This is a genomic window from Streptomyces longispororuber, assembly GCF_024448165.1.
Taxonomy (GTDB): Bacteria; Actinomycetota; Actinomycetes; order Streptomycetales; family Streptomycetaceae; genus Streptomyces; species Streptomyces longispororuber_A.
The window spans coordinates 1-25,221 of record NZ_JAMOLN010000159.1 but is presented as its reverse complement, the minus strand read 5'-3'; the positions used below and the strand labels follow the sequence as shown (position 1 = coordinate 25,221).

The 25,221-nt window shown below is 71.5% G+C and carries 20 protein-coding genes and 1 tRNA gene; 15 read left to right on the top strand and 6 right to left on the bottom strand.

What is annotated here, in order from left to right; all coding sequences use genetic code 11:
• Positions 1-2,422: DEAD/DEAH box helicase (locus M4J07_RS34240; RefSeq protein WP_255978378.1), on the bottom strand; the 2,422-nt coding region annotated here is incomplete at its 3' end.
• An 82-nt stretch (positions 2,423-2,504) separates the two neighbouring features.
• Between M4J07_RS34240 and bldG the strand changes: the two genes are divergently transcribed.
• The 6 genes from bldG to M4J07_RS34210 all read left to right on the top strand — a co-directional run bounded on the left by bldG (position 2,505) and on the right by M4J07_RS34210 (position 9,002).
• Positions 2,505-2,846 carry an anti-sigma factor antagonist BldG gene (gene bldG / locus M4J07_RS34235; RefSeq protein WP_003975386.1) on the top strand — a complete coding sequence of 114 codons (342 nt, stop codon included), beginning with the start codon at positions 2,505-2,507 and terminating at the stop codon, positions 2,844-2,846.
• An 87-nt stretch (positions 2,847-2,933) separates the two neighbouring features.
• Positions 2,934-3,377, top strand: a complete 444-nt coding sequence (locus tag M4J07_RS34230) for an ATP-binding protein (protein ID WP_255978375.1) — start codon at positions 2,934-2,936, stop codon at positions 3,375-3,377.
• Positions 3,378-3,644: 267 nt separating this feature from the next.
• Entirely contained in the window at positions 3,645-6,047 is a 2,403-nt protein-coding gene (locus M4J07_RS34225) for a sodium-translocating pyrophosphatase (RefSeq protein WP_255978373.1), read from the top strand.
• A gap of 229 nt (positions 6,048-6,276) precedes the next feature.
• Entirely contained in the window at positions 6,277-6,858 is a 582-nt protein-coding gene (locus M4J07_RS34220) for a small secreted protein (RefSeq protein ID WP_255978371.1), read from the top strand.
• 216 nt (positions 6,859-7,074) lie between these two features.
• A complete protein-coding gene (locus M4J07_RS34215) occupies positions 7,075-8,652 on the top strand; it encodes a DUF7059 domain-containing protein (protein ID WP_255978369.1) in 1,578 nt (525 codons plus the stop codon).
• A 152-nt stretch (positions 8,653-8,804) separates the two neighbouring features.
• On the top strand, positions 8,805-9,002 hold the full coding sequence (locus tag M4J07_RS34210) for a hypothetical protein (RefSeq protein WP_255978367.1): 198 nt from the start codon (positions 8,805-8,807) through the stop codon (positions 9,000-9,002).
• A gap of 62 nt (positions 9,003-9,064) precedes the next feature.
• Here the strand turns inward: M4J07_RS34210 and M4J07_RS34205 are convergent, their stop codons facing one another.
• The 3 genes from M4J07_RS34205 to M4J07_RS34195 all read right to left on the bottom strand — a co-directional run bounded on the left by M4J07_RS34205 (position 9,065) and on the right by M4J07_RS34195 (position 10,452).
• Entirely contained in the window at positions 9,065-9,343 is a 279-nt protein-coding gene (locus M4J07_RS34205; protein WP_374215134.1) for a TM2 domain-containing protein, read from the bottom strand.
• A gap of 226 nt (positions 9,344-9,569) precedes the next feature.
• The gene (locus tag M4J07_RS34200; RefSeq protein WP_255978363.1) at positions 9,570-9,980 is read right to left on the bottom strand and encodes a DUF2752 domain-containing protein; all 411 of its coding nucleotides are present in this window, start codon (positions 9,978-9,980) and stop codon (positions 9,570-9,572) included.
• A complete protein-coding gene (locus M4J07_RS34195) occupies positions 9,964-10,452 on the bottom strand; it encodes an NINE protein (protein ID WP_255978361.1) in 489 nt (162 codons plus the stop codon). The genes M4J07_RS34200 and M4J07_RS34195 overlap by 17 nt, the downstream gene beginning before the upstream one ends.
• A gap of 395 nt (positions 10,453-10,847) precedes the next feature.
• Between M4J07_RS34195 and topA the strand changes: the two genes are divergently transcribed.
• Positions 10,848-13,676 carry a type I DNA topoisomerase gene (topA, locus tag M4J07_RS34190; RefSeq protein ID WP_255978359.1) on the top strand — a complete coding sequence of 943 codons (2,829 nt, stop codon included), beginning with the start codon at positions 10,848-10,850 and terminating at the stop codon, positions 13,674-13,676.
• Positions 13,677-13,806: 130 nt separating this feature from the next.
• Positions 13,807-16,905, top strand: a complete 3,099-nt coding sequence (gene tmk, locus M4J07_RS34185) for a dTMP kinase (RefSeq protein WP_255978357.1) — start codon at positions 13,807-13,809, stop codon at positions 16,903-16,905.
• Between the two features lie 18 nt (positions 16,906-16,923).
• Here the strand turns inward: tmk and M4J07_RS34180 are convergent, their stop codons facing one another.
• A complete protein-coding gene (locus M4J07_RS34180; protein WP_255978355.1) occupies positions 16,924-17,403 on the bottom strand; it encodes a GNAT family N-acetyltransferase in 480 nt (159 codons plus the stop codon).
• Between the two features lie 67 nt (positions 17,404-17,470).
• Here M4J07_RS34180 and M4J07_RS34175 point away from each other — a divergent pair, with 67 nt between their 5' ends.
• The 7 genes from M4J07_RS34175 to M4J07_RS34145 all read left to right on the top strand — a co-directional run bounded on the left by M4J07_RS34175 (position 17,471) and on the right by M4J07_RS34145 (position 23,878).
• A complete protein-coding gene (locus M4J07_RS34175; protein ID WP_255978353.1) occupies positions 17,471-18,676 on the top strand; it encodes a DNA polymerase III subunit delta' in 1,206 nt (401 codons plus the stop codon).
• A 74-nt stretch (positions 18,677-18,750) separates the two neighbouring features.
• Positions 18,751-20,328, top strand: a complete 1,578-nt coding sequence (locus M4J07_RS34170; protein ID WP_255978351.1) for an alpha/beta hydrolase — start codon at positions 18,751-18,753, stop codon at positions 20,326-20,328.
• Positions 20,329-20,421: 93 nt separating this feature from the next.
• A tRNA-Thr gene (locus tag M4J07_RS34165) sits at positions 20,422-20,495 on the top strand.
• 223 nt (positions 20,496-20,718) lie between these two features.
• On the top strand, positions 20,719-21,048 hold the full coding sequence (locus M4J07_RS34160; protein ID WP_255978349.1) for a hypothetical protein: 330 nt from the start codon (positions 20,719-20,721) through the stop codon (positions 21,046-21,048).
• Positions 21,049-21,538: 490 nt separating this feature from the next.
• On the top strand, positions 21,539-21,949 hold the full coding sequence (locus M4J07_RS34155) for a carboxymuconolactone decarboxylase family protein (RefSeq protein WP_374215133.1): 411 nt from the start codon (positions 21,539-21,541) through the stop codon (positions 21,947-21,949).
• Positions 21,950-22,020: 71 nt separating this feature from the next.
• Positions 22,021-22,533, top strand: coding sequence for a SigE family RNA polymerase sigma factor (locus M4J07_RS34150; protein ID WP_255978345.1), 513 nt, complete (start codon positions 22,021-22,023; stop codon positions 22,531-22,533).
• Positions 22,534-22,567: 34 nt separating this feature from the next.
• The gene (locus M4J07_RS34145; protein ID WP_255978343.1) at positions 22,568-23,878 is read left to right on the top strand and encodes a hypothetical protein; all 1,311 of its coding nucleotides are present in this window, start codon (positions 22,568-22,570) and stop codon (positions 23,876-23,878) included.
• Between the two features lie 43 nt (positions 23,879-23,921).
• Here the strand turns inward: M4J07_RS34145 and M4J07_RS34140 are convergent.
• Positions 23,922-25,221 (bottom strand): bifunctional 3'-5' exonuclease/DNA polymerase (locus tag M4J07_RS34140; protein WP_255978341.1); only part of this gene is annotated, 1,300 nt, incomplete at its 5' end.

Here is a 25,221-nt window from a genome sequence, read left to right as displayed (position 1 = left end):
GCCGTACGGCGCCGCGCTTGTGCAGCGGGTCGTTGCCGTTGCCGCACTTGGGGGACTGGATGCAGGACGGGCAGCCGGCCTCGCACTCGCAGGAGGCGATCGCCTCGCGGGTGGCGGTCAGCCACTCCCGGGCCGTGTGGAAGGCGCGCTCGGCGAAGCCCGCCCCGCCGGGGTGGCCGTCGTAGACGAAGACCGTGGGGAGCAGCGTGTCGGGGTGGAGGGGGATCGAGACGCCACCGATGTCCCAGCGGTCGCACGTGGCGAAGAGCGGGAGCATGCCGATGGAGGCGTGTTCGGCGGCGTGCAGGGCGCCGCCGAGGATCTCGGGGTTGATGCGGGCGGCGTCGAGCTGGTCCTCGGTCACCGTCCACCAGACCCCGCGGGTGCGCAGCGTGCGCGGGGGGAGGTCGAGTTTCGTCTCGCCGAGGACCTCGCCGGTGATGAGGCGGCGGCGCAGATAGCCGACGACCTGGTTGGTGACCTCGACGGAGCCGTAGCACAACTTGCCGTCGCCCCAGGGGACTTCGACGTCGGTCTCCAGGATGGAGATGCTCGTGGTGTCGCGGGCGGTGGTCGAGTAGGTGGGGTTGGCGGGCTCGACCAGGGCGACGTTGTCGTCGAGGTCGAAGTGCTTCACCACGTAGGTGCGGCCCTGGTGGAGATGGACGGCGCCGTCGTGGACGGTCGTGTGGGCCGAGCCCGCGTCGACCGTGCCGAGGAGCCGGCCCGTGCTCGCCTCGACGATCTGGACGGGGTCGCCGCCCTCGCCGCGGATGTCGGCCAGGTCGGCGGCGGACTCGCGGCGCGTCCAGTGCCACGCCTTCGTCCCGGCGCGCCGGCGCAGCAGCTTCGCGGCCTCCAGCTGCGGCAGCAGGTCCGTGGTCGTCGGTCCGAAGAGGTCGAAGTCGGCTTCGGTGAGCGGGAGTTCGGCCGCGGCGGCGCACAGGTGCGGGGCGAGGACGTACGGGTTGTCGGGGTCCAGGACCGTCGACTCCACCGGCTGGTCGAAGAGGGCCTCGGGGTGGTGGACCAGATACGTGTCCAGCGGGTCGTCGCGGGCGACGAGGACGGCGAGCGCGCCCTCGGCGGAGCGGCCCGCACGGCCGGCCTGTTGCCACAGGGAGGCGCGGGTGCCGGGATAGCCCGCGATCACGACCGCGTCCAACCCCGAGACGTCGACGCCGAGTTCGAGGGCGGTGGTGGCGGCCAGGCCGAGGAGTTCACCGGAGTGCAGGGCGGCCTCGATGGCCCGGCGTTCCTCGGGGAGATAGCCGCCGCGGTAGGCGGCGACACGCCGGGCGAGCGAGCGGTCCACCTCGGCGAGGCGCTCCTGGGCGATCACCGAGATCAGTTCGGCGCCGCGCCGGGACCGTACGAAGGCGACCGAGCGGACGCCCTGCACGGTGAGGTCGGTGAGCAGGTCCGCCGTCTCGGCGGTCGCGGTCCGCCGCACCGGGGCGCCCTTCTCGCCCTGCATCTCGGTGAGCGGGGGCTCCCAGAGGGCGAAGACGAGCTCGCCGCGGGGCGAGGCGTCGTCGGAGACCTCGACGATCGGCAGACCGGTCAGCCGCCGCCCGGCGACCGCCGGTTCGGCCGCGGTGGCCGAGGCGAGGAGGAACACGGGGGAGGAGCCGTAGCGGGCGCACAGCCGGCGCAGCCGCCGTACGACCTGGGCGACGTGCGAGCCGAACACGCCGCGATAGGTGTGGCACTCGTCGATGACGACGTACTTCAGGGCCTTGAGGAAGGAGGACCAGCGCGGGTGGGACGGGAGTATCCCGCGGTGCAGCATGTCCGGGTTGGTCAGGACGTAGTTGCCGTACTGGCGTACCCACTCGCGTTCCTCGAAGGGGGTGTCCCCGTCGTAGACCGCCGGGCGGATCGCCGTGCCGAGAGGTTGTGAAAGTTCCTTCACCGATCGGCACTGGTCCGCCGCCAGGGCCTTCGTCGGGGCGAGGTAGAGCGCGGTCGCGCCGCGGCCGTTCGGGGCCTCGGAGCCGTCGAGGAGCGTCGTCAGGACCGGGGCGAGGTAGGCGAGGGACTTGCCGGACGCGGTGCCCGTGGAGACGACCACCGACTCGCCGTCCAGTGCGTGCTCCGCCGCGAGTGCCTGGTGGGCCCAGGGATGCTCGATTCCGGCTTCCTGCACGGCCGCGATGACCTCGGCGCGGATCCGGTCCGGCCAGACTGCATGACGTCCCGGGCGAGGGGGCAAGTGCTCCGTATGAGTGATGCGCGCAGCCCGGCTCGGACCCGAGGCGAGCCGGTCCAGGACCGCACCGGGAGAGGGGCGGGAGCCTGTCGGCGCCGAGGGTCGTTCGGATCGGTGATTCTTGGCCATCGGCACCGAGTGTGTCACTGGCGTGACGGACAATGCTCCCAAGGCGTCGTGCACGCCTGCCGGTAAGTGATTGAATGCCATCGCGGCTGGCGAACCGTCCCGGGGGATCATGCCGAGGTGTCCCCGAGGGGCGACCGCTCGATAGCAAGGTGCTGGAGGATCCGTGGACCTGTCCCTGTCGACCCGTACCGTCGGCGATCGTACGGTCGTCGAGGTCGGTGGCGAAATCGATGTGTATACCGCGCCCAAGCTGCGCGAGCAGCTGGTCGAGCTGGTGAATGACGGCAGTTTCCACCTTGTCGTCGACATGGAGGGCGTGGACTTCCTCGACTCCACCGGGCTCGGCGTGCTGGTCGGCGGTCTCAAGCGTGTGCGCGCCCATGAGGGCTCGCTGCGCCTGGTCTGCAACCAGGAGCGCATTCTCAAGATCTTCCGTATCACCGGCCTGACCAAGGTGTTCCCGATCCACACCTCGGTCGAGGAAGCCGTCGCGGCGACCGACTGATCCGGCCGATCCGGTAGACAGCGGGGATCGGGCGGTCTGTGGCCCGCCCGGTCCCCGAGAGCACGCCCGTACGTCCGAGGGGGATGCATGGCCACCGTCGAACTCCGCTTCAGCCCTCTGCCCGAGCACGTCCGCACGGCCCGCCTGGTGGCGGCCGCGGTGGCGCGCAGGGCCGGCGTGGACGAGGCCGTGCTCGACGAGGTCAGGCTCGCCGTCGGCGAGGCGTGCACCCGCGCCGTGGGGCTCCACCAGAGCGGCGGCATCTCGGAGCCGGTGCGGGTGGCCCTGATCGAGGAGGAGAAGCAGTTCTCCATCGAGGTCGGGGACGAGGCGCCCCATGCGGTCGCCCCTGCCGGCGCGTCCGGCGCGGCCCCTGACGCCGCCGACGATCCCGACGCGGAGGGCGAGGACGAGATGGGTCTCGCCGTCATCAGCGGCCTCGTGGACGACGTCGAGGTCACCGCCGGCGCGGACGGCGGCCTCATCCGGATGACCTGGCCGACGACACCACCGGCGACAGTGTTGCCGTAGCGCTCGGCGCATGTGCCTTTTTTCTCAAGCCCTGTTCACTCACCGGTGAACAGGGCTTTTCCATGTAATTCCTAGATCGTCGATCATTGATAATGCCTCCAGGGAATTAGCGGGTTTCTTCGCGGCTGGATCGGATCGGTGTTCGTCGATCATTTGCCGGGTAGCAGAAGAAGAACAATTCCGTTTGCCGCGCACTGTTTTGATCAGGTTCCGCTCCCTACAATCCGTCCACAATCTTGAGCTCAGCCCAAGCGTCAAGGAGGACGAATGGCGGAGCCCTCAACCCCAGCAACCTTCGCAGCCGCAGTCCTGACGGACGACAACCGTCTGATCGTCGTCGTCATCGCCGTCGTCGCGCTCGCGGCGCTCGCCGTGGCCGGTGTCCTGGTGCGCCAGGTGCTCGCCGCCGGCGAGGGCACGGAATCCATGAAGAAGATCGCCTCAGCGGTCCAGGAAGGCGCGAAAGCCTATCTGGGACGGCAGCTGCGCACCCTCGGCATATTCGCCGTCGTGGTGTTCTTCCTGCTCATGCTGTTGCCCGCGGACGACTGGAATCAGCGGACCGGCCGTTCGATCTTCTTCTTGATCGGCGCGGTGTTCTCCGCGATCACCGGCTATATCGGAATGTGGCTCGCGGTGCGCAGTAATGTGCGCGTCGCCGCCGCGGCCAGGGAAGCGACCCCGGCGGAGGGTGAGCCCGAAAAGGATCTCACCGCCGTCTCGCACAAAGCCATGAAGATCGCTTTCCGTACGGGCGGCGTCGTCGGCATGTTCACGGTGGGGCTCGGACTGCTCGGCGCCTCCAGCGTGGTGCTCGTCTACGCGGCCGACGCGCCCAAGGTCCTGGAGGGTTTCGGGCTCGGGGCCGCGCTGATCGCGATGTTCATGCGTGTCGGGGGCGGCATCTTCACCAAGGCCGCCGACGTCGGCGCCGACCTGGTCGGCAAGGTCGAGCAGGGCATTCCGGAGGACGATCCGCGCAATGCCGCGACCATCGCCGACAACGTGGGTGACAACGTCGGCGACTGCGCCGGCATGGCCGCCGACCTCTTCGAGTCGTACGCCGTCACGCTGGTCGCCGCGCTGATCCTCGGCAAGGTCGCCTTCGGTGACGCGGGGCTCGCCTTCCCGCTCCTCGTGCCCGCGATCGGGGTCGTCACGGCGATGATCGGCATCTTCGCCGTCGCGCCACGCCGGTCGGACCGTTCGGGAATGAGTGCCATCAACCGCGGCTTCTTCATCTCCGCGCTGATCTCGCTCGCCCTCGTGGCGGTGGCGGTCTTCACGTACCTGCCGGGGAAGTACGCCGACCTGGACGGTGTCACCGACGCGGCGATCCGCGCCAAGGACGGCGATCCGCGGGTCCTCGCGGTCGTCGCCGTGGCGATCGGCATCGTCCTCGCGGCCCTCATCCAGCAGCTCACCGGCTACTTCACCGAGACGACCCGGCGCCCGGTCAAGGACATCGGCAAGACGTCCCTGACCGGCCCGGCCACCGTGGTCCTCGCGGGCATCTCCATCGGGCTCGAATCGGCCGTCTACACGGCGGTGCTGATCGGCCTCGGGGTCTACGGGGCGTTCCTGCTCGGCGGCACGTCGATCATGCTCGCGCTGTTCGCGGTCGCGCTGGCCGGCACCGGGCTGCTCACCACCGTCGGGGTCATCGTCGCCATGGACACCTTCGGCCCGGTCTCCGACAACGCGCAGGGCATCGCCGAGATGTCCGGCGACGTCCAGGGCGCGGGCGCGCAGGTCCTCACCGACCTGGACGCCGTGGGCAACACGACGAAGGCCATCACCAAGGGCATCGCCATCGCGACGGCCGTCCTCGCGGCGTCCGCGCTCTTCGGCTCGTACCGGGACGCGATCGTCACGGCGGCGCGCGACGTCGGCGAGAAGGTCGGCGAGGGCGGGCCGATGAACCTGGTGATGGACATCTCGCAGCCCAACAACCTGGTGGGGCTGATCGCCGGCGCGGCGGTGGTGTTCCTGTTCTCCGGGCTCGCCATCAACGCGGTCTCCCGGTCGGCGGGTTCGGTGGTCTACGAGGTGCGGCGGCAGTTCCGCGAGCACCCCGGGATCATGGACTACACCGAGCAGCCCGAGTACGGACGCGTCGTCGACATCTGCACGAAGGACGCGCTGAGGGAGCTGGCCACACCGGGTCTGCTCGCCGTCATGGCGCCGATCGCGGTCGGATTCACGCTCGGTGTCGGGGCGTTGGGCGCCTATCTCGCCGGGGCCATCGGCACCGGCACCCTGATGGCCGTCTTCCTCGCCAACTCCGGTGGCGCGTGGGACAACGCGAAGAAGCTCGTCGAGGACGGGCACCACGGCGGGAAGGGCAGTGAGGCGCACGCGGCCACCGTCATCGGCGACACCGTCGGCGACCCGTTCAAGGACACCGCAGGGCCCGCCATCAACCCGCTGCTGAAGGTGATGAACCTCGTCGCGCTGCTCATCGCGCCCGCGGTCGTCAAGTTCAGTTACGGGGACGACGCCAGCGTGCCCGTACGGATCGTCGTCGCCGTCGTCTCGCTGGGCGTCATCGTCGGCGCGGTGTACGTGTCCAAGCGGCGCGGCATCGCGGTCAGCGACGACGAGGACGACGGGAACGGGAACCCGGGCGGCCGGGTGCCGAAGCCGGCCGATCCCGCGGTGGTGTCGTAGACCACCGCCGCACCCCAACAGGTGGGCGGACACCACGTTTTGACGTGCTGTCCGCCCACCTTGGTGTCCACCTGTGGGTTCTGAACTCCGCCGGGTTTTCCGCGTACTTCTTCCGTGAGCCTTCTCTCCCTTGGTGCAAATGGCTGCTAAAGGTCTACAAACCGGTCTTATGGGGCGCCCGACGTGCGATTGTCGTGTGCTCGGCGTGTAAGTTCCGGGGCCGAGAGCCATGGAAGGGACCAATCCGGTGAACAAGAAGCTTGCTGCCGCACTGTCCGGCGGTGCGGTACTGGTACTGGCGTTGTCGGGCTGCAGCGACGACAGCAACGAGAAGCTGGACTCCTGGGCCAAGCAGGTCTGTGACGCGGTCCAGCCGCAGGCGAAGAAGATCGAGCAGGCCAACACCGCGATCCAGAAGCAGACCTCGGACAACAGTGAGCCGGCCGACGTCCAGAGGACGGACTCGCAGGCGTTCCAGGACATGTCCGACGCGTACAAGGCGATCGGTGACGCGGTCGACAAGGCGGGAGCTCCGCCGGTCGACGACGGCGAGACGAAGCAGCAGAACGCCGTCAAGGAGCTGGACAAGATCTCGACGTCGTACGCGGCCCTGAAGAAGCAGGTCGACAAGCTCGACACGGACGACCAGGCGAAGTTCGCCGAGGGGCTCAAGGGGATCGCGGGTGAGCTCGACAAGTTGAGCCAGAGCGGGAGTGACGCGCTCAAGAACCTGGAGGAGGGGGACGTGGGGAAGGCGATGGCCAGGCAGGAGAGCTGCAAGAGCGCGTCCGCTTCGCCGTCGGGTTCCTAGGTTCGGGTGGGTTGACGTCCCCGGGGTTGCGCCGAGTGCGCGGCGCCGGGGGCGTTGTCGTTCGTGTGCTTGCGGTGCGACGGGGGCGCCGCTGTGCCTGGGCTGTTGCTGCTCCGTCGGCGGGCGCGGGTCTCGTCGTGGCTGGTCGCGCAGTTCCCCGCGCCCCTTTGGGGCGCCCGGTCGTCCGTGGGGCGCGCAGTTCCCCGCGCCCCTGGGATGCGCACTTCGTGCGCCATCTCTCGGGGCGCCTCGCGGCACAATGGGGGTGTGAGTCCTACCGCCTCTGAATCGTTGCCCGCCGATCGATCCGACGTCACCCGCGGTCTGCGTGACGCTCTGCTCTCCGCCGAGTTCACTGCCGACGGGCTGCTCGAACTGCTCGGGGCGCCCGCCTACGCGGCGCTCGCCCGCAGTGAGACCGTGCCCGCCCTGCGGGCCACCCGGGGCGAGGGCCCCCTGGAGACGCTCGTCCGGCTCTTCCTGTTGCAGCAGCCCGTGCTCCGGGAGCGGGTCGCCGGGGTGCTGCCGCTCGACGCGTGCCTGGAGAGCGGATGGCTGCGGGGGATCGGCACCGGCGCCGAGGTCGCCGCGACCGTGGACGTCCGGCCGTACGGCGGTCCCGACGGCGAGGACTGGTTCATCGTGTCCGACCTGGGGTGCGCGGTCGGTGGCGCCGGCGGCATCGGCAGCCACGACGAGGGCGTCGTGCTCGGGGTCGGCGGGGCGTCCACGACGCTGGCCGGGATCACCGTGCGGACGCCCGTCGCCGCCGCCCTGGACATCGGCACCGGCTCCGGGATCCAGGCGCTGCACGCCTCCCGGCACGCCACGCAGGTGACCGCGACCGACCTCAACCCGCGCGCGCTGCACATCACCGCGCTCACCCTCGCGCTGAGCGGGGCGCCCGCCGCCGACCTGCGGGAGGGCTCGCTGTACGAGCCCGTCGACCAGGGGGCCGGCGCGACGTACGACCTGATCGTGTCCAACCCGCCCTTCGTGATCTCGCCGGGAGCCCGGCTGACGTACCGCGACGGCGGCATGAGCGGGGACGATCTGTGCCGCTCGATCGTTCAAGGGGCGGGGGAGTACCTGAACGACGGGGGACACGCACAGTTCCTGGCCAACTGGCAGCACGTGGAGGGGGAGGAGTGGACCGAGCGGCTGCGCTCGTGGGTGCCGCGCGGCTGCGACGCCTGGATCGTGCAGCGCGAGGTGCAGGACATCACGCAGTACGCGGAGCTGTGGCTGCGCGACGCCGGTGACCACCGCACCGATCCGGCCGCGTACGCGGCCCGGTACGACGCGTGGCTGGACGAGTTCGAGGCGCGCAAGGTGAAGGCCGTCGGGTTCGGCTGGATCACCCTGAGGAAGACCGGTGCCGCCGAGCCCTCGATCGTCGTCGAGGAGTGGCCGCACCCGGTCGAGCAGCCGCTCGGTGACACCGTGCGGGCGCACTTCGCGCGGGTCGACTGGTTGCGCGCGCACGACGACGCGGCGCTGCTCGAGTCCTCGTTCAGGCTGTCGGGCGAGGTCGTGCAGGAGCAGGTGGGCCTGCCCGGCGCGGAGGACCCCGAGCACGTCGTGCTGCGGCAGGGCCGTGGCATGCGCCGGGCGACGAAGGTCGACACGGTCGGGGCCGGGTTCGCGGGCGTCTGCGACGGGACGCTGAGCGCCGGCCGGATTCTGGACGCCATCGCCCAACTCATGGGCGAGGAGCCGGTGTTGCTGCGCGACCGCACGCCCGCGCAGATCCGCACGCTGGTCGAGCAGGGCTTCCTGGAGCCCGTCGCCTAGCCTCCGGGCAGTGGCCGGGCACGGGCCGGGCAGGTGCCGGACAGCCGTACTTCGCCTGGTGCTGTACGGGAGTTCACCCCGGGTTCCCCCACCCGTGTCAGCCTCTCCGGCCTGAGCACCCGAGAACGGGCGCGAGGCGGGGAGGCAAGGCGATGGAGAGTACCCCTGCGGTCTTCGCGGGCACGGTGTTCGCACTGTTCGGCGCGGGCCTGCTGCTGTGGACGGGGGCGCGCACGGCGCATCGTGAGCCGGTGGCGTACGGGGCGCGCCCGGTGGCGTCGGCGGTGCTCGCCGGGGCGGCCGGCGTCGGCGCGCTGGCGCTCGCGGCGTGGTGTTTCGGCCAGGTGTGATGCCCGGAGACGACGGAGCCCGCCTCGCAACGGCGAGGCGGGCTCCGGCATGTGTGCGGGCGTCAGCCGCGCAGCACCCGGCCCTGGGAGTCGGTGCGGTCGTTGCTCGTGAAGAACAGGATCGCGTCGATCAGGGCCCAGATGCCGAGGCCACCGCAGGTGAGCAGCTGGGCGATGCCGACGCCGACGCTGCCGACGTAGAAGCGGCCGATGCCCAGGCCGCCCAGGAAGAGCTGCAGAACGCCCGCGACGATCTTCGACTTGTCGGAGTACGGACGGCCCTGCGGGTCGTAGCCGTAGGGGGCGTTGGGGTCGGCCGGGCCGGGCTGGGCGTAGGACATGCCGGATGCTCCTCGGGGACAACAAAAGGGGCACGACGAAGCCGCCGTGCTCCTGAGCGGATGGGTGAGGCAGATGCGCCGTGTGGGGACGTTGCGCGGCCTCGGAAAGCCCAAACTTAGAGGCACGTGCGGCTCGCCCGGCCCTGAAAGTGGGTTTCGTGGCGGGTTTGTGACCTGAGTGGTACGTGGGACGGCGAGGCGGCCGTCCGGTGGCGGTGACGCCGGGTCAGACCACGTTGCGCAGCACGGTCCAGACGACCGCGACGACCAGGATCGCGGCCTGGGCGCGGGGCGGGAAGGCGGGCTGCCAGCGGCGCCCGCGCACCCCCTCGTAGGCCCACCGGCCGAGGAGGGCGAGGGCGAACGGAGCGGTGAGGAGCAGCAGCCGGTTGTCGTGCCAGGCGGCGGTGAACTGACCGTGCATCAGGTCGTACACCATGCGGGTCCCGCCGCAGGCCGGGCAGAGCTGCCCGGTGACCAGCCGGAAGGGGCACCGCGGCAGCCAGTGGCCGGCCTCGTGCGGGTTCGTGCCGTACAGGTAGAGCGCGCCCGCGGCCCCGGCGACGAGCACCCCGACCGGGGCCGCCGCCGGGTGCCGCCACAGCGCCGTGGCGCGGCGGTCAGCCGCGCAGGACACGGCCGTTCGCGTCCGTCGTGTTGCTGCTGCAGAGCAGGATGATGCCGTCGATCAGGGCCCAGATGCCGAGGCCGCCGCAGGTGAACAGCTGGGCGAGGCCGAGGCCGACGTTGCCGATGTAGAAGCGGCCGACGCCGAAGGAGCCCAGGAAGAGCTGGAGCACACCGGCGACGATCTTCGACTTGTCGGAGTACGGGCGACCGTAGGGGTCGTAGCCGTACGGCGCGTTCGGGTCGTAGGCGGCCGGCATGCCGGGCGCGCCCTGGGGCGGGTAGCCGCCGCCGGCCGGGGCCGAGCCGGGGTAGGGGTAGCCGTAGTTCGGCTGGCCGCCCTGCGGCGCGCCGTAACCGGGCTGGCCGCCCTGGGGGGCGCCGTATCCGGGCTGGGGAGCGCCCTGCTGCGGGTAGCCGTACGGGTTCGCGCCGGGCTGCTCCGGCGGGGGCTGCTGGCCGTAGGGATTGCTGTCGGACATCGGGCTGCTCCTGGGTCGGGATGCCGTGGGGACGAGCCGGAGGCTCCCGTCGGGCTCCCCCAGCCATCCGCCATCTTGTCAGGAGCGGGTAAGTACGGGGAGCGAGGGCGGGCAAGAGCAGCGCAATAGCAGCGCAACAGGGACGCTCGTGACAGAAACGTGGCACGCACAGTGATTCCTCGGGTACCCGGAGCAGAGGCGTCCGCTCACCGGTCCGGGGGCAGGATCACGAGGAGTCGGGTTACCGTTCCGAGTGGCTGCTGCGTGCTTTTCCCGTTTGACACACCGGCGGGAGGTACCGTCACACTCCGCAGCAGTGCCGCATCAGCGGCCGCCAGCACGACCCGTACTGCGACCAGAACGGCCCGAACCGCCGACCGGAGAGAAGAGCGAAGTTGTCCCCGACCAGCGAGACCGCACAGGGCGGCCGCCGACTCGTCATCGTGGAGTCGCCCGCCAAGGCGAAGACGATCAAGGGCTATCTCGGCCCCGGGTACGTCGTCGAAGCGAGCGTCGGGCACATCCGCGACCTCCCCAACGGCGCGGCCGAGGTCCCCGAGAAGTACACCGGCGAGGTGCGCCGCCTCGGCGTCGACGTCGAGCACGACTTCCAGCCGATCTATGTGGTCAACGCTGACAAGAAGTCGCAGGTCAAGAAGCTCAAGGACCTGCTGAAGGACTCCGACGAACTCTTCCTGGCCACCGATGAGGACCGCGAGGGCGAAGCCATCGCGTGGCACCTCCTGGAGGTCCTGAAGCCCAAGGTCCCCGTCCACCGGATGGTCTTCCACGAGATCACCAAGGACGCGATCCGCTCCGCCGTCGCCAACCCGCGCGAGCTGAACAAGCGCATGGTCGACGCCCAGGAGACCCGCCGCATCCTCGACCGCCTCTACGGCTACGAGGTCTCGCCGGTCCTGTGGAAGAAGGTCATGCCGCGCCTGTCGGCGGGCCGCGTCCAGTCGGTCGCCACCCGGCTCGTCGTCGAGCGGGAGCGCGAGCGCATCGCCTTCCGCTCCGCCGAGTACTGGGACCTGACCGGCACGTTCGCGACCGGCCGCGCCGGTGACCCGTCCGACCCGTCCTCGCTGGTCGCCCGCCTCAGCGCGGTCGACGGCAAGCGCATCGCGCAGGGCCGCGACTTCGACTCGCTCGGCCAGATCAAGGGCGGCAACTCGGCGAACACGCTGCACCTCGACGAGGCGAACGCGCGGGCGCTCGCCGCCGCCCTGGAGCACACGTCGTTCTCCGTGCGCTCCGTCGAGTCCAAGCCGTACCGCCGCTCGCCGTACGCACCTTTCCGTACGACGACGCTGCAGCAGGAGGCCTCGCGCAAGCTGGGCTTCGGTGCGAAGGCGACCATGCAGGTGGCGCAGAAGCTGTACGAGAACGGCTTCATCACCTACATGCGTACGGACTCCACGACCCTGTCCGACACGGCGGTGGGCGCCGCCCGCGCCCAGGTCACGCAGCTGTACGGGGCCGACTACCTGCCGGACAAGCCGCGCACGTACGCCGGCAAGGTCAAGAACGCGCAGGAGGCGCACGAGGCGATCCGCCCCTCCGGCGACCGCTTCCGCACGCCCGCCGAGACCGGTCTGACCGGCGACCAGTTCAAGCTGTACGAGCTGATCTGGAAGCGGACCGTTGCCTCCCAGATGAAGGACGCGGTCGGCAACTCCGTCACCGTCAAGATCGGTGGCACCTCCGCCGACGGCCGCGACGCCGAGTTCAGCGCGTCCGGCAAGACGATCACGTTCCACGGCTTCCTCAAGGCCTACGTCGAGGGCGCGGACGACCCGAACGCGGAGCTCGACGACCGCGAGCGGCGCCTGCCGCAGGTCGCCGAGGGCGACCCGCTGTCCGCCGAGGAGCTCTCGGTCGACGGCCACGCGACCAAGCCGCCGGCCCGCTACACCGAGGCCTCGCTGGTCAAGGAGCTGGAAGAGCGCGAGATCGGCCGCCCGTCGACGTACGCGTCGATCATCGGCACGATCCTCGACCGCGGCTACGTCTTCAAGAAGGGGACGGCACTCGTGCCCTCCTTCTTGTCGTTCGCCGTCGTCAACCTGCTGGAGAAGCACTTCGGCCGGCTCGTCGACTACGACTTCACCGCCAAGATGGAGGACGACCTCGACCGCATCGCGCGCGGCGAGGCGCAGGCCGTGCCGTGGCTGCGGCGCTTCTACTTCGGCGAGGGCTCGGGCGACGCCAGCGCGGCGGACGCGGGCAACGGCGACGGGGACCACCTCGGTGGCCTCAAGGAGCTCGTGACCGACCTGGGCGCGATCGACGCCCGCGAGGTCTCCTCCTTCCCCGTCGGCAACGACATCGTGCTGCGCGTCGGGCGCTACGGCCCCTACGTCGAGCGCGGCGAGCGCGACTCCGAGAACCACCAGCGCGCCGACGTCCCCGAGGACCTCGCGCCCGACGAGCTCTCGGTCGAGTACGCGGAGGAGCTGCTCGCCAAGCCGAGCGGCGACTTCGAGCTGGGCACCGACCCGACGTCCGGCCACCAGATCGTCGCCAAGGACGGCCGCTACGGCCCCTACGTCACCGAGGTGCTGCCCGAGGGCACCCCGAAGACCGGCAAGAACGCGGTGAAGCCGCGGACCGCGTCGCTCTTCAAGACGATGTCCCTGGACACGGTCACGCTGGCCGACGCCCTGAAGCTGATGTCGCTGCCGCGCGTGGTGGGCGCAGACGCCGAGGGCGTCGAGATCACCGCGCAGAACGGCCGGTACGGCCCGTACCTGAAGAAGGGCACGGACTCCCGGTCGCTGCAGACCGAGGACCAGCTCTTCACGATCACGCTCGAAGAGGCCCTGGAGATCTACTCCCAGCCCAAGCAGCGCGGTCGCGCGGCCGCCAAGCCGCCGCTGAAGGAGCTGGGCACCGACCCGGTCAGCGAGAAGCCGGTCGTCGTGAAGGACGGCCGCTTCGGCCCGTACGTCACCGACGGCGAGACGAACGCGACGCTGCGCTCGGGCGACTCCGTCGAGGACATCACGCCGGAGCGCGGCTACGAGCTGCTCGCGGAGAAGCGGGCCAAGGGCCCCGCCAAGAAGACCGCGAAGAAGGCCGTCAAGAAGGCGCCGGCCAAGAAGGCCGCCGCCAAGAAGACGACCACGGCCAAGAAGACGGCGGCGAAGAAGACCACCGCCAAGAAGACGACCGCCGCGGCGAAGAAGGCTCCGGCCAAGAAGGCGGCTCCGGCCGAGTAAGCCGCGTAGGCCGCGTAGGCCGCGTAGGCCGAGTAGGCCGAGTAACAGGACAGCAGCGTGGTCGGGCCCCCGCCGGGCGTTTGTTCGGGCGGGGGCCCGTTCCGTCAGCGGCTGCCGATAGGCTGGACGAATGACCCGTGCCGAGCAGCCAACGGCCCCCCACACGGCCCCAGACGACGCCCTGGTAGCGGACTCCCGAGAGCGCGCCGTGCGTGCGCTCCTGCGCGTACCGCAGTTGAAGCGACTGTGGTCGGCGCAGCTCGTCGGCGGGGTCGGTGACGTACTCGCCCTGCTTGTGCTGGTGGTGCTCGCCCTGCAGGCGGCCATCGCCGAGGGCTCCTTCGGCGGTGGATACCGGGGTGTCGCCTTCGCCGTCGCCACGGTGTTCGGCGCCCGCATCCTGTCGACGCTGCTGTTCGGCGCCGTCCTGCTCGGGCCGCTGACCTCCCTCACCACGCCCGGCGGTCCGCTCGACCGGCGGTGGACGATGGTCGCGGCGGACGGCCTGCGGGCCGCGCTGCTGATCGTCGCCCCCCTGTGGATCGACTGGGTGCCCGAGAGTGCGCTCGCCATGATCCTCGTCACGGCGTTCGTCGTCGGTGTCGCCGAGCGGTTCTGGACCGTCGCCAAGGAGAGCGCCGCTCCGTCGCTGCTGCCCGCGCCGCCGCTGGAGGGCGCGGCCGTGCGGCCGCTGCCGGACCACATGGACGCGCTGCGCCGCCTTTCGCTGCGCACGACCTTCGTCGCCGTGCCGATCGCGGCCGCGGTCCTCGTCGTCGTGACGCTCGTGCAGAACCTGATCGGCGCCGGCGTGGACTGGTTCGCGCTGCACCAGGTGGCGCTGTCGTCGTACGTGGGGGCGGGCCTGTTCGCCGCTTCCCTGTCCGTCGTCTTCTTCCTCGAACTCCCCGACACGCAGACCCCGCGCGCGCGATCGCCGCTGGAGGGGCTGCGCCGCCCGAAGACCGGTGCCGGTGTCGACAAGGGCCGGACGGGCGCGATCCCGCTGCTCGTCCTGGCCGGCGCCGCCGTCGCGGGTGCGGTCGCCGCCGCGGTCGCCGTGTCCGTGCTGCACGCCAAGGACCTGGGCGGCGGCCCGGTGACGTTCGGGCTGCTCGTGCTCGGGCTGACCGGCGGCACCGTCGTCGGGATCCGTTCCGCGCCCACCGTGCTGCCGTCGCTGTCGCGGCGCCGGCTGCTCGCGCTCAGCATCGCGCTGACCGGCGTCGGACTGCTGGCCGGCGGACTCGTCCCCGACGTGACGAGCGTGGTCCTCGTCATGGCGCTCTCCGGAGTCACCGCGGGCATCGCCGCGAACACCGGGCACACGCTCCTCGACCAGGAGACCGAGGAGTACCGGCGGGCCAGGACGACCGAGCACCTCCAGGCCGTCGTACGGGTCTCCGTCGCGCTCGGCGCCCTGATCGCCCCCCTGATCGCCGCGCTCATCGGGCCGCACCGCCTGGAGAACGGCAAGTTCGTGTTCGCCCACGGCGGCGCCGCGTTCACGCTGATGCTGGTCGGCGCCCTGCTGCTGCCGGTCGCCGCGCTCGTCCTCGCCAAGGCCGACGACCGCAGCGGCGTCCCGCTGCGGCACGACCTGAAGGACGCGCTGCTCGGCGGCAACGACCCGGTGCAGGCACCCGCCGCGACCGGCTTCTTCATCGCCCTGGAGGGCGGCGACGGCGCCGGGAAGTCCACCCAGGCCGAGGCGCTCGCCGAGTGGATCCGCGCCAAGGGCCACGAGGTCGTCGTGACGCGCGAGCCGGGCGCGACGCCGGTCGGCAAGCGGCTGCGCTCGATCCTCCTCGACGTCTCGTCCGCCGGGCTCTCGCACCGCGCCGAGGCCCTGCTGTACGCCGCCGACCGCGCCGAGCACGTCGACACCGTCGTACGGCCCGCCCTGGAGCGCGGCGCCGTCGTCATCTCCGACCGGTACATCGACTCGTCGGTCGCCTACCAGGGGGCGGGCCGCGACCTGTCGCCCGTCGAGGTCGCCCGTATCAACCGCTGGGCCACCAGCGGTCTCGTACCGCACCTGACCGTGCTGCTCGACGTCGACCCGGAGGCCGCCCGCGAGCGGTTCACCGAGGCGCCCGACCGGCTCGAGTCGGAGCCGATGGAGTTCCACGCGCGCGTGCGCTCCGGTTTCCTCACGCTCGCCGCCGGCGACCCCGGCCGCTACCTCGTGGTCGACGCAGGCCAGGAGCCGGAGGCCGTCACCACCGTCGTCCGGCACCGGCTCGACGTCCTGCTCCCGCTCTCCGACGCCGAGATCAAGGCGCAGGAGGAGGCCCGCAAGGCCGCCGAGGAAGAGGCCCGCAGGAAGGCCGAGGAAGAGGCCGCCCGCAAGGCCGAGGAGGAGCGCCTGGAGCGGGAGCGGCAGGAGCAGCTCGCCAAGCTCCGCGCCGAGGAGGAGGAGCGCAAGCGCCGCGAGCTGGAGGAGGCGCAGCGCATCGAGGCCGAGCGCCAGGCGGAGGAGGCCAGGCAGCGCGCCGAGGAGGCCCGCCGCAAGGCCGAGGCCGAGAAGGCCCGCCTGCTCGCCGAGGAGCAGCAGCGCGCCGCCGAGGAGGAGCGCCGCCGCAAGCAGGCCGAGGAGGAGGCGCGGCTGCGCGCCGAGGCCGAGGAGCGGCGCCTGGAGAAGCAGCGCAAGGCCGAGGAGGCACTGCTGCGCGCCGAGGAGGCGCGCCGGCTCGCGGCCCAGGCCAGTGCCGCGGCCCAGGACAGTGTGACCACGCAGTTCCGCAAGGAGGACCTCCGTAAGGAGGCGCTGCGCAGGGACGACGTGCCCGACAACGAGACGACCGTGCCGACGCCCGTGGTGCGTCCGCAGCCGTCCGCGGCCGAGGAGACCGCGGTCCTGCCTCCGGTCAGGGACGCCGAGGAGACCACGGTCCTGCCGCCCGTGCGGGACGCCGAGGAGACGACGCAGCTGCCCCGCCCGTCCGCCGGTGCGGCGGACGGGACGGCGGTCCTCCCGCAGGTGCAGGACCCGCCCGCGGACAAGGTGCCGCCGGGGTACTTCCGCGACGAGCGGCCCGCGCCGCCGGAGGGTCCCAACGACCGTACGGCGGAGCTCCCGCAGGTCGACGAGGAGGGCAGGCCGCGGCGCCGCCCCCGCTCGGACTGGGCGGAGGAGACGCCGCTCGACGATCTGCCGTCGCTCGCGGACGAGCTGCTCGGCGGGCAGGACGACGAGGACGAGGGTCCCCGCCGCCGGCGCCGGTAGCAGGCCCCCGGACAGGTCCTAGGGCCTGTCGTCGCCGGTGAGCCGGAGCTCCACCCAGTCGACCGTGTCGCCGTCCAGGCGGTACCGGTCGACCTCGGTGGTGAACCCGGCCCGCTCGGCGAACCGCAGTCCCGCCGTGTTCGAGGTCAGGACGACCGTCTCGATCTCCTCGGCGCCCAGCGCGCGCGCCCGGTCCAGGCCCCGCGCGTACAGGGCCCTGCCGTAGCCGCGGCCGCGGTGGTCCGGCAGCACGCGGGCGATCACCGTGGCCACTCCGTCGCGCGGCGGGCGCACCGTGGAGCAGCCCACCAGGACGTCGTCCACGTAGGCCGACTCCAGGACGTTGCGCCCGGCGCGTTCGCGTACGTCGTCGAGGGAGAGGTACGCCGATTCGGCGGGCACGATCGTGTTGTGCGCGTGCTGCCAGTCGGCGAGCAGGGCATCGGCGGAGCCGCCGGTCAGGGGCTCGATGCGGAGGTCGGTACGGGTATCGCTCATCGCCGTATCAAACGATGTCGGTGGCGCCCGGCACAATGGCTACAGCTTGGAGAAAGGGCGGTGCCGCATGGCCGTATGGGACGACCTGGTCGGTCAGGAGCGCGTGATCGGGACGCTGGACGCGGCCGCGCGGGACGCGGACGCCCTGGTGACGGCGGCGTCGGCCGGGGCGCCCGCGCCCGCCGCGTCGAAGATGACGCACGCCTGGCTGTTCACCGGGCCGCCGGGCGCGGGCCGGGTCACCGCCGCGCGCGCGTTCGCGGCCGCGCTGCAGTGCGTGTCGCCGGACCGGGCGCTCGGCGGCGCCCCCGGCTGCGGCTTCTGCGACGGCTGCCACACGGCGCTGCTCGGCACGCACGCGGACGTCACGACGGTCGCCGCGGTCGGCACGCAGATCCTCGCCGAGGACATGCGGGACACCGTCCGCAAGTCGTACACGTCACCCGCGGGCGGCCGCTGGCAGGTGATCCTCGTCGAGGACGCGGAGCGTCTGAACGAGAAGTCGGCGAACGCCGTGCTGAAGGCCGTGGAGGAGCCCGCGCCCCGCACCGTGTGGCTGCTGTGCGCGCCGTCGGTGGAGGACGTGCTGCCGACGATCCGCTCGCGCTGCCGCCTCCTCACCCTGTCGTCGCCGCATGTCGACGCCGTCGCCGACATGCTCGTACGACGCGACGGCATCGAGCCCGACGTCGCCGCGACGGTGGCGCGGGCCACGCAGGGGCACATCGACCGGGCCCGCCGCCTGGCCACGGACCCGCGCGCGCGGGAGCGCAGGGCGGCCGTCCTCAAGGTGCCGCTGCGCGTCGCGGACGTCGGCGGCTGCCTCAGGGCGGCGCAGGAGCTGGTGGACGCGGCGGCGGAGGACTCCAAGCAGCTCGCCGAAGAGGTCGACACGAAGGAGACCGAGGAGCTGAAGGCGGCGCTCGGCGCGCAGACCGGCGGGCGGATGCCGCGCGGCACGGCCGGCGTGATGAAGGACCTGGAGGACAAGCAGAAGCGGCGCAGGACCAGATCGCAGCGGGACAGCCTGGACCTGGCCCTCACCGATCTGACCGGCGTGTACCGGGACGTGCTGGCGCTGCAGCTCGGCTCGCGGGTCGCGCTGGCCAATGTCGACGTTCAGGACACGCTGGAGCGGCTCGCCCGCGACACGTCGCCCGAGTCGACGCTGCGCCGGATCGAGGCGATCGGCGCGTGCCGGGTGGCGCTCGACCGCAATGTGGCACCACTGCTCGCGGTGGAGGCCATGACGATGGCGCTGCGGGCCGGGTAGCCCTCGGCACCTGCCGAGGACCGGCGTTCGCGACTCAATGTGACGGACCCTTCGCCGAGCGTTACGCTCGCTCGATGTACCTCAGGCGCCACTCCTCCGCCCACCGCCGCCGAACCGTCCTCCTCGCCGCTGCCACCGGGTTGTTGCTGACCGGGATCTCGGGCTGTTCACCGGGGAGTTCGGGCACCGCGGACGCCTCGCTCGCCGCGCTGCCGCGATCCACCCCGGCCGGCCTCGCCGAGTACTACGGCCAGACCCCGAAGTGGCGCGAGTGCGGTGCGCCGGGCTTCGAGTGCGCGTCGCTCAAGGCGCCGCTCGACTACGACGAGCCGTCCGCGGGCGACATCGACCTCGCGGTGTCCCGGAAGAAGGCCACGGGCCCGGGCGAGCGGCTCGGTTCGCTGCTCGTCAACCCGGGCGGCCCCGGCGGCTCCGCGATCGGCTACCTCCAGTCGTACGCGGGCATCGGCTACCCCCAGGGGGTCCGCGCCCGCTACGACATGGTCGCCGTCGACCCGCGCGGCGTCGCCCGCAGCGCGCCCGTCACCTGCCTCGACGGCCCGCGCATGGACGCGTACACGCAGACCGACGTCACGCCGGACGACACCGCTGAGCAGGACCGGCTGAGCGCCGCCTTCAAGAAGTTCGCGAGCGGCTGCGAGACCTACGACAAGACCTCCCGGACGGTCCTCCCGCACGTCTCCACCATCGAGGCCGCCCGCGACATGGACCTGGTGCGCGCGGCGCTCGGCGACGAGAAGCTGAACTACGTGGGTGCCTCGTACGGCACGTTCCTCGGCGCGACGTACGCGGGCCTCTACCCGGAGCGGGTGGGCCGGCTCGTGCTCGACGGGGCGATGGACCCCTCGCTCGACGCGCGCGAGCTGAACGAGCAGCAGACCGCCGGGTTCGAGACGGCGTTCCAGTCGTTCGCGAAGGACTGCGTGGGCCGCTCCGACTGCCCGCTCGGCACCGGCACGCCGGACGAGGCGGGCAAGCGCCTCAAGGAGTTCTTCACCACGCTCGACCGGACGCCGATCGCCACCGGCGACCCCGACGGCCGCAAGCTCGGCGAGGCCCTGGCCACCACCGGGGTGATCGCCGCGATGTACGACGAGGGGGCCTGGCCGCAACTGCGCGACGCCCTCACCGCCGCGATCAAGGAGAAGGACGGCGCGGGTTTGCTCGCCCTCTCCGACAGCTACTACGAGCGCGACCCCGACGGCACGTACACGAACCTGATGTTCGCCAACGCCGCCGTGAACTGCCTCGACCAGCCGCCCTCCTTCACCTCCCCGCAGGAGGTGAAGGAAGCGCTGCCCGACTTCGAGAAGGCGTCCCCGGTGTTCGGCGCGGGCCTCGCCTGGTCCGCCCTGAACTGCGGCTACTGGCCGGTCAAGCCGACCGGCGAGCCCCACCGCATCACCGCCGACGGCGCCGCCCCCATCGTCGTGGTCGGCACCACCCGCGACCCGGCCACCCCCTACCCCTGGGCCGAGGCCCTCGCCGACCAGCTCTCCTCCGGTCGCCTCCTCACCTACGACGGCGACGGCCACACGGCGTACGGCCGCGGTAGCGACTGCATCGACGGGGCGATCGACACCTACCTCCTGGACGGCACCCCGCCGACCGACGGAAAGCGCTGCTCGTAGCAGGTATCGGCTGGTCATAAAGGCTGTGCGGAGCACCCCCGGAGAGCGTGTAGGATTGGCGACGTTGCTGACGCACTCCGGTGCGCACGGCGCGCCGCCTTAGCTCAGATGGCCAGAGCAACGCACTCGTAATGCGTAGGTCTCGGGTTCGAATCCCGAAGGCGGCTCATCCTGAAACCCCAGGTCAGACTCTTCTGACCTGGGGTTTTTGTCTTGGCGGATGCAGTGACGACGAGGCGCGCTTCGAGCGACTGTCGCCGGTCTCGGTTCTGATCTTGGTTCTGGTCTCGGTTCTGGTCGGGAGTGTCTGCGCGGGGCAGTGTTCGGAGGGGTTCCAGAGGGTACTTCGCACACTGCATGCCCCGACCACCTGCCTGATGGGGGAGCGCCGTGAACAGCCGGGACCGCATTCCGTACTTCCGCTGGCAGCGGCACTTGCCGCGCCTCATCCAGGACCGGAGTGCGGGGCTGATGATCGCGGGGGCCGCCGTGGTCGCCCTCTTGTTCAGCGTCGTCGGCGCCGTCGCTGAACTGTCCGGCCCATCGTCGGATCCGTGCCAGCGGGCCCGCGACATCGCCGATGACGCTCGCCCTGCTGACGGAACGGTGGACTCCGGCCTCGAGCGTGAGCGGGTCCTCGAAACGGTGGACGAGTGGCTCGACGCCGCCAAGGAATGCCGGGACAACGGCGGCGACCCGGGGCCCGGAGCCGGGGGCTGACCGTCGTCGCAGGCAGCACCCCTTCCGGAACCCCAGGTCAGACCCTCCTGACCTGGGGTTTTCTCGTGCGGTCGCGCGGATCTATTCAGTACCAGCGAGGCTGCGGTGCCGACGGCGAAGGCGATGATGCCGGTGCCGTGGTGCTTCGCCTCCTGGGCGGAGTCCTGGGGTGAGGTCTCGGGGTCATGTGCGGCTCACTTGGTGATGTGGTGGCACTGGCTGACTCGCCGCGCGCCGTTGACCACGAGGTGAGCGCATGCCTTGCCCCTGGAGGTGCGGTACGTCCTGTTGTTGGTGTTCGCGTGGGTGAAGTCGATGCGCCAGCGGGCCGCGGGCGGAGATCTCTCGCCCCGCTGTCACATCTTCCCGCCGGGCTCCGTCAGGGCAGTGCAGGCGAAGTGCAGGAAGTACGGCAGGAAGTAGAGGAAGCAGAGAGATGACGAACCTTGAAGCTCGTATCGCCAGTCCGGTTGCGCTCATTCCGGAGGCCATGCCGCACGTTCTCGGGCTGTTGAAGGCCGCAGGGCAGGGTGGGGTCGACGGGGCCACGATGGAGTTGGTGCATCTGCGGGCCAGTCAGATCAACGGGTGCGGGGTCTGTGTGTACGGCGGGGTGCAGAGTGCCCGGAAGAACGGGGTGAGTGAGGATCAGCTGGCCTCGGTCGCCGCGTGGCGCGAGTCGCCGTTCTTCAGTGACGCCGAGCGGGCGGCCCTCGCGCTCGCCGAGGCCGAGACGCGGATCGCCGACAGTTCGGACCCGGTGCCGGACGCCGTGTGGGACGAGGCTGCCCGGCACTACGACGACAAGCAGCTCGCCGCGCTCACGCTGATGATCGGCGTGACCAACCTGTTCAACCGGCTCAACGCCACGACCCGGCAGCCCGCCGGGCAGACCTGGTGAGTGCGTGAAACATTTCCCCGGGGTCGCCGCATCTATCAGGTGTAGGCGATACGAAGGGGTGGGTGCCACCGATGAGACGGTCCCTGGAGGGGGCGTTCCGGGAGTTCGCCGAGGCGCGCGCGGGGCAGCTGTTCCGTTCCGCGTGCCTGCTCACCAGCGGTGACACCCATCTCGCCGAGGATCTCGTGCAGGAGACCCTGGGGCGGATGTACGTGGTGTGGGGGCGGTCGTCGGCGCGGCTCGGGAATCCGGCGGCGTACGCGCAGACCGTCCTCGTGCGGGCATATCTCGCGCACCAGCGCCGCCGGTCCGCCGGTGAGCGGCCCTCGGACGAGCTTCCCGAGGGTGTCGCGGCCGGCGGCGAGGACGCCTCCCTGCGGCTGACGCTCCTCGACGCGCTGCGCCAACTTCCCCCGAAGGACCGGGCGGTGGTGGTGCTGCGCTACTGGGAGGACCGGTCGATAGAGGAGACCGCGGACGTGCTGCACCTCAGCTCGGCCGCCGTGCGCACCCGCAGCTCCCGGGCCCTGGCCCGGCTGCGGGCCCAACTCGGCGGAAGCCTCGGCGAGTTCGCCGCCTACTGACCATACGGACGGGGAACCAAGGAGGGTGGTCGCGATGTCCGGAGCGGACGACGGCCGGGATGTGTTCGAGGAAGGGCTCGGGGACGCGCTGCGGCGCACCGGGGACGGGTTCTCCGCCGACGGGCCGGCGCTGATCGACGGTGGCGTGCTGCGTGGGAGGCGGCGGCTGCGGCGCAGGCGGACGGGGATGGTGTCCGCGAGCGTGGCCGCCATGGCGGTCGTCGGGCTCGGGACGTCGTACGCCGCCGGGGCCTTCGACGCCACCGGGGGGAGTGGTCGGAGCGGCGGCGTCGCGGCTCAGCCCGGACCCAAGGAGGCCAAGAAGGAGGCCGCCGAGAAGAAGGGGAGCAAGGGGAGCAAGGGGAGCAAGGGGAGCGGCGCCGATCTTTCCGGGGGGCAGGTGCTGCGGATTCTTGAAGGGCTGTTGCCCGACGGGGAGTTCAGCGGGAAGGAAGGGCGTGGCACCGCCGACCAGCTCGGGCCGCTCGCGCACCTCGTGTACGACGACGGGCACGGCAAGGCCGCGATCGGGGTGAGCGTCGGGTCCGTCGACCCGGACGGGGCCTCCGTGGAGGAGCAACTGCGGTGCCCCGACAAGCGGTTCGTGCCGTACGACTCGTGCACGAGCGAGAAGCTGACCGACGGGGCGCGGCTGATGCTCATGCGCGGTTACGAGTACCCGGACAAGCGCGCCGAGACCAAGCTGTGGAGCGCCTACCTCGTCACGGCCGAGGGGTACACCGTCAGCGCCAGCGAGTGGAACGCGGCCGCCGAGAAGGACGCTCCGGTGTCCCGGCCCCAACCGCCGCTCGGCATCGACCAGTTGAAGGATCTCGTCACGTCGGAGAAGTGGCGGCCCGTGATGCGGGCGATCGGCACCGCGCCGGCCGAGCCGCTCGCCCAGCCGCCCGCGCGTGGCCTCGACAAGGCGTCGATCCTGAAGACGTTCAAGGGGCTGCTGCCGGAGCGGGTGCGGGTGACCGCCGAGGGCGGGCAGGAGTCCGAGTACGCGTACCTGGTCGTCGACGACGGGAAGGGTGCCACGCTCCTCCAGATCAACGTGCAGCCCGACATGCGCGACGTGGCGGGTGATCTCTACGGGAACGGTGCCGAGAAACTGCCGGACGGCACGCTGGTGAGCACGCGCAAGGGGTCGGGCGACGACAAGGGCGGGGCCGGGATCGTGATGTGGACCGCTGACATGATGCGCAAGGACGGGTTCCGGGTCGTGGTCTCCGCGTTCAACTCCGGATCGCAGTCGACGGACGCCACGCGGCCCGAACCGGCCCTGTCGATGGATGAGTTGAAGAGCATCGCGCTGTCCGGGAAGTGGCGGGAGAGCTGAGCCGGGGCCGGGGCCGGGGCCGGGGCCGGGGCGTGACGTGGTGTCACTTGGCGTCCGCGTAGCACTCCACGACCGCCACCGTGAAAGGGAACCGCACCGGCGTCTCGCCGAACGTCAGCCGGCCCGCCAGGTCGGAGGCCTCCTGGATCGCCTCGGCGACCCGGGCGGCCTCCTCCTCAGGACAGTGCACGATCACCTCGTCGTGCTGGAAGAAGACCAGCTCCGCCGCCAGGTCCGCGAGCGAGCGGCGCAGCGCGGCCAGCATCAGCAGCGCCCAGTCGGCGGCGCTGCCCTGCACCACGAAGTTACGGGTGAAGCGGCCGCGGGCCCGCGAGTTCGACGAGGCGTAGCCGTACGTGAACTCGCCTGCCGAGGAGGGCTGTTCGGGCTCGTCCTGGGGCAGGCCCGCCTCGCCGAGGTCCTGGTCGGCCGAGCCCGCGGCGGGCGGGCAGGTGCGGCCGAGCCAGGTCCGCACGAGACGGCCCTCCTCGCCGTCCCTGGCCGCCTCGTCGACGTACGCGACCGCCTTCGGGAAGCGGCGGCGCAGCAGCGCGAGGTTCTTCAGGCCGTCGCCCGACGTCTGCCCGTATATGGCGCCGAGCACGGCGAGCTTCGCCTGGCCCCGGTCACCGGAGAACGCGCGGTCCGACACCGACTGGTACAGGTCGCCGCTCTGGCCCGCGACCTCCATGAACGCCGGGTCCCGGGAGATCGCCGCCAGCACCCGCGGCTCCATCTGGGCGGCGTCGGCGACGACGAGCCGCCAGCCCGGGTCGGCGACCACCGCGCGGCGGATGATCCGGGGGATCTGCAGGGCGCCCCCGCCGTTCGTCGTCCAGCGTCCCGACACCGTGCCGCCGGGCAGGTACTCGGGTCTGAAGCGGCCGTCGCGCACCCAGTCCTGCAGCCAGGACCAGCCGTGCGCCGTGTAGATCCGGTACAGCTTCTTGTACTCGATCAGCGGCTCCACGGCCGGATGGTCGAGGGACTGGATCTCCCACTTCCTGGTCGACGTGATCTTGATGCCCGCCTGCTGGAACGCCTTCACCACGTCCGCGGGCAGATCGGGGCGGACCCGTCTGCCGAACGCCGCCGACACCTCGTCCGCCAGCTCGGCCAGCCGGCGCGGCTCGCCGCCGCCCGCGTACCGCTCGCCGAGCAGCTCGTGCAGCAGCGCCCGGTGCACGTCGGCCCGCCACGGCAGGCCCGCCGCGTGCATCTCGGCGGCCACCAGCATGCCCGCCGACTCGGACGCCGTGAGCAGGTGCATCCGGTCCGGGTGGGCGGTCGCGTCGTGCCGCCGCAGCTGGTCCGCGTACACGTCGATGAGGTCGGTCAGCGGT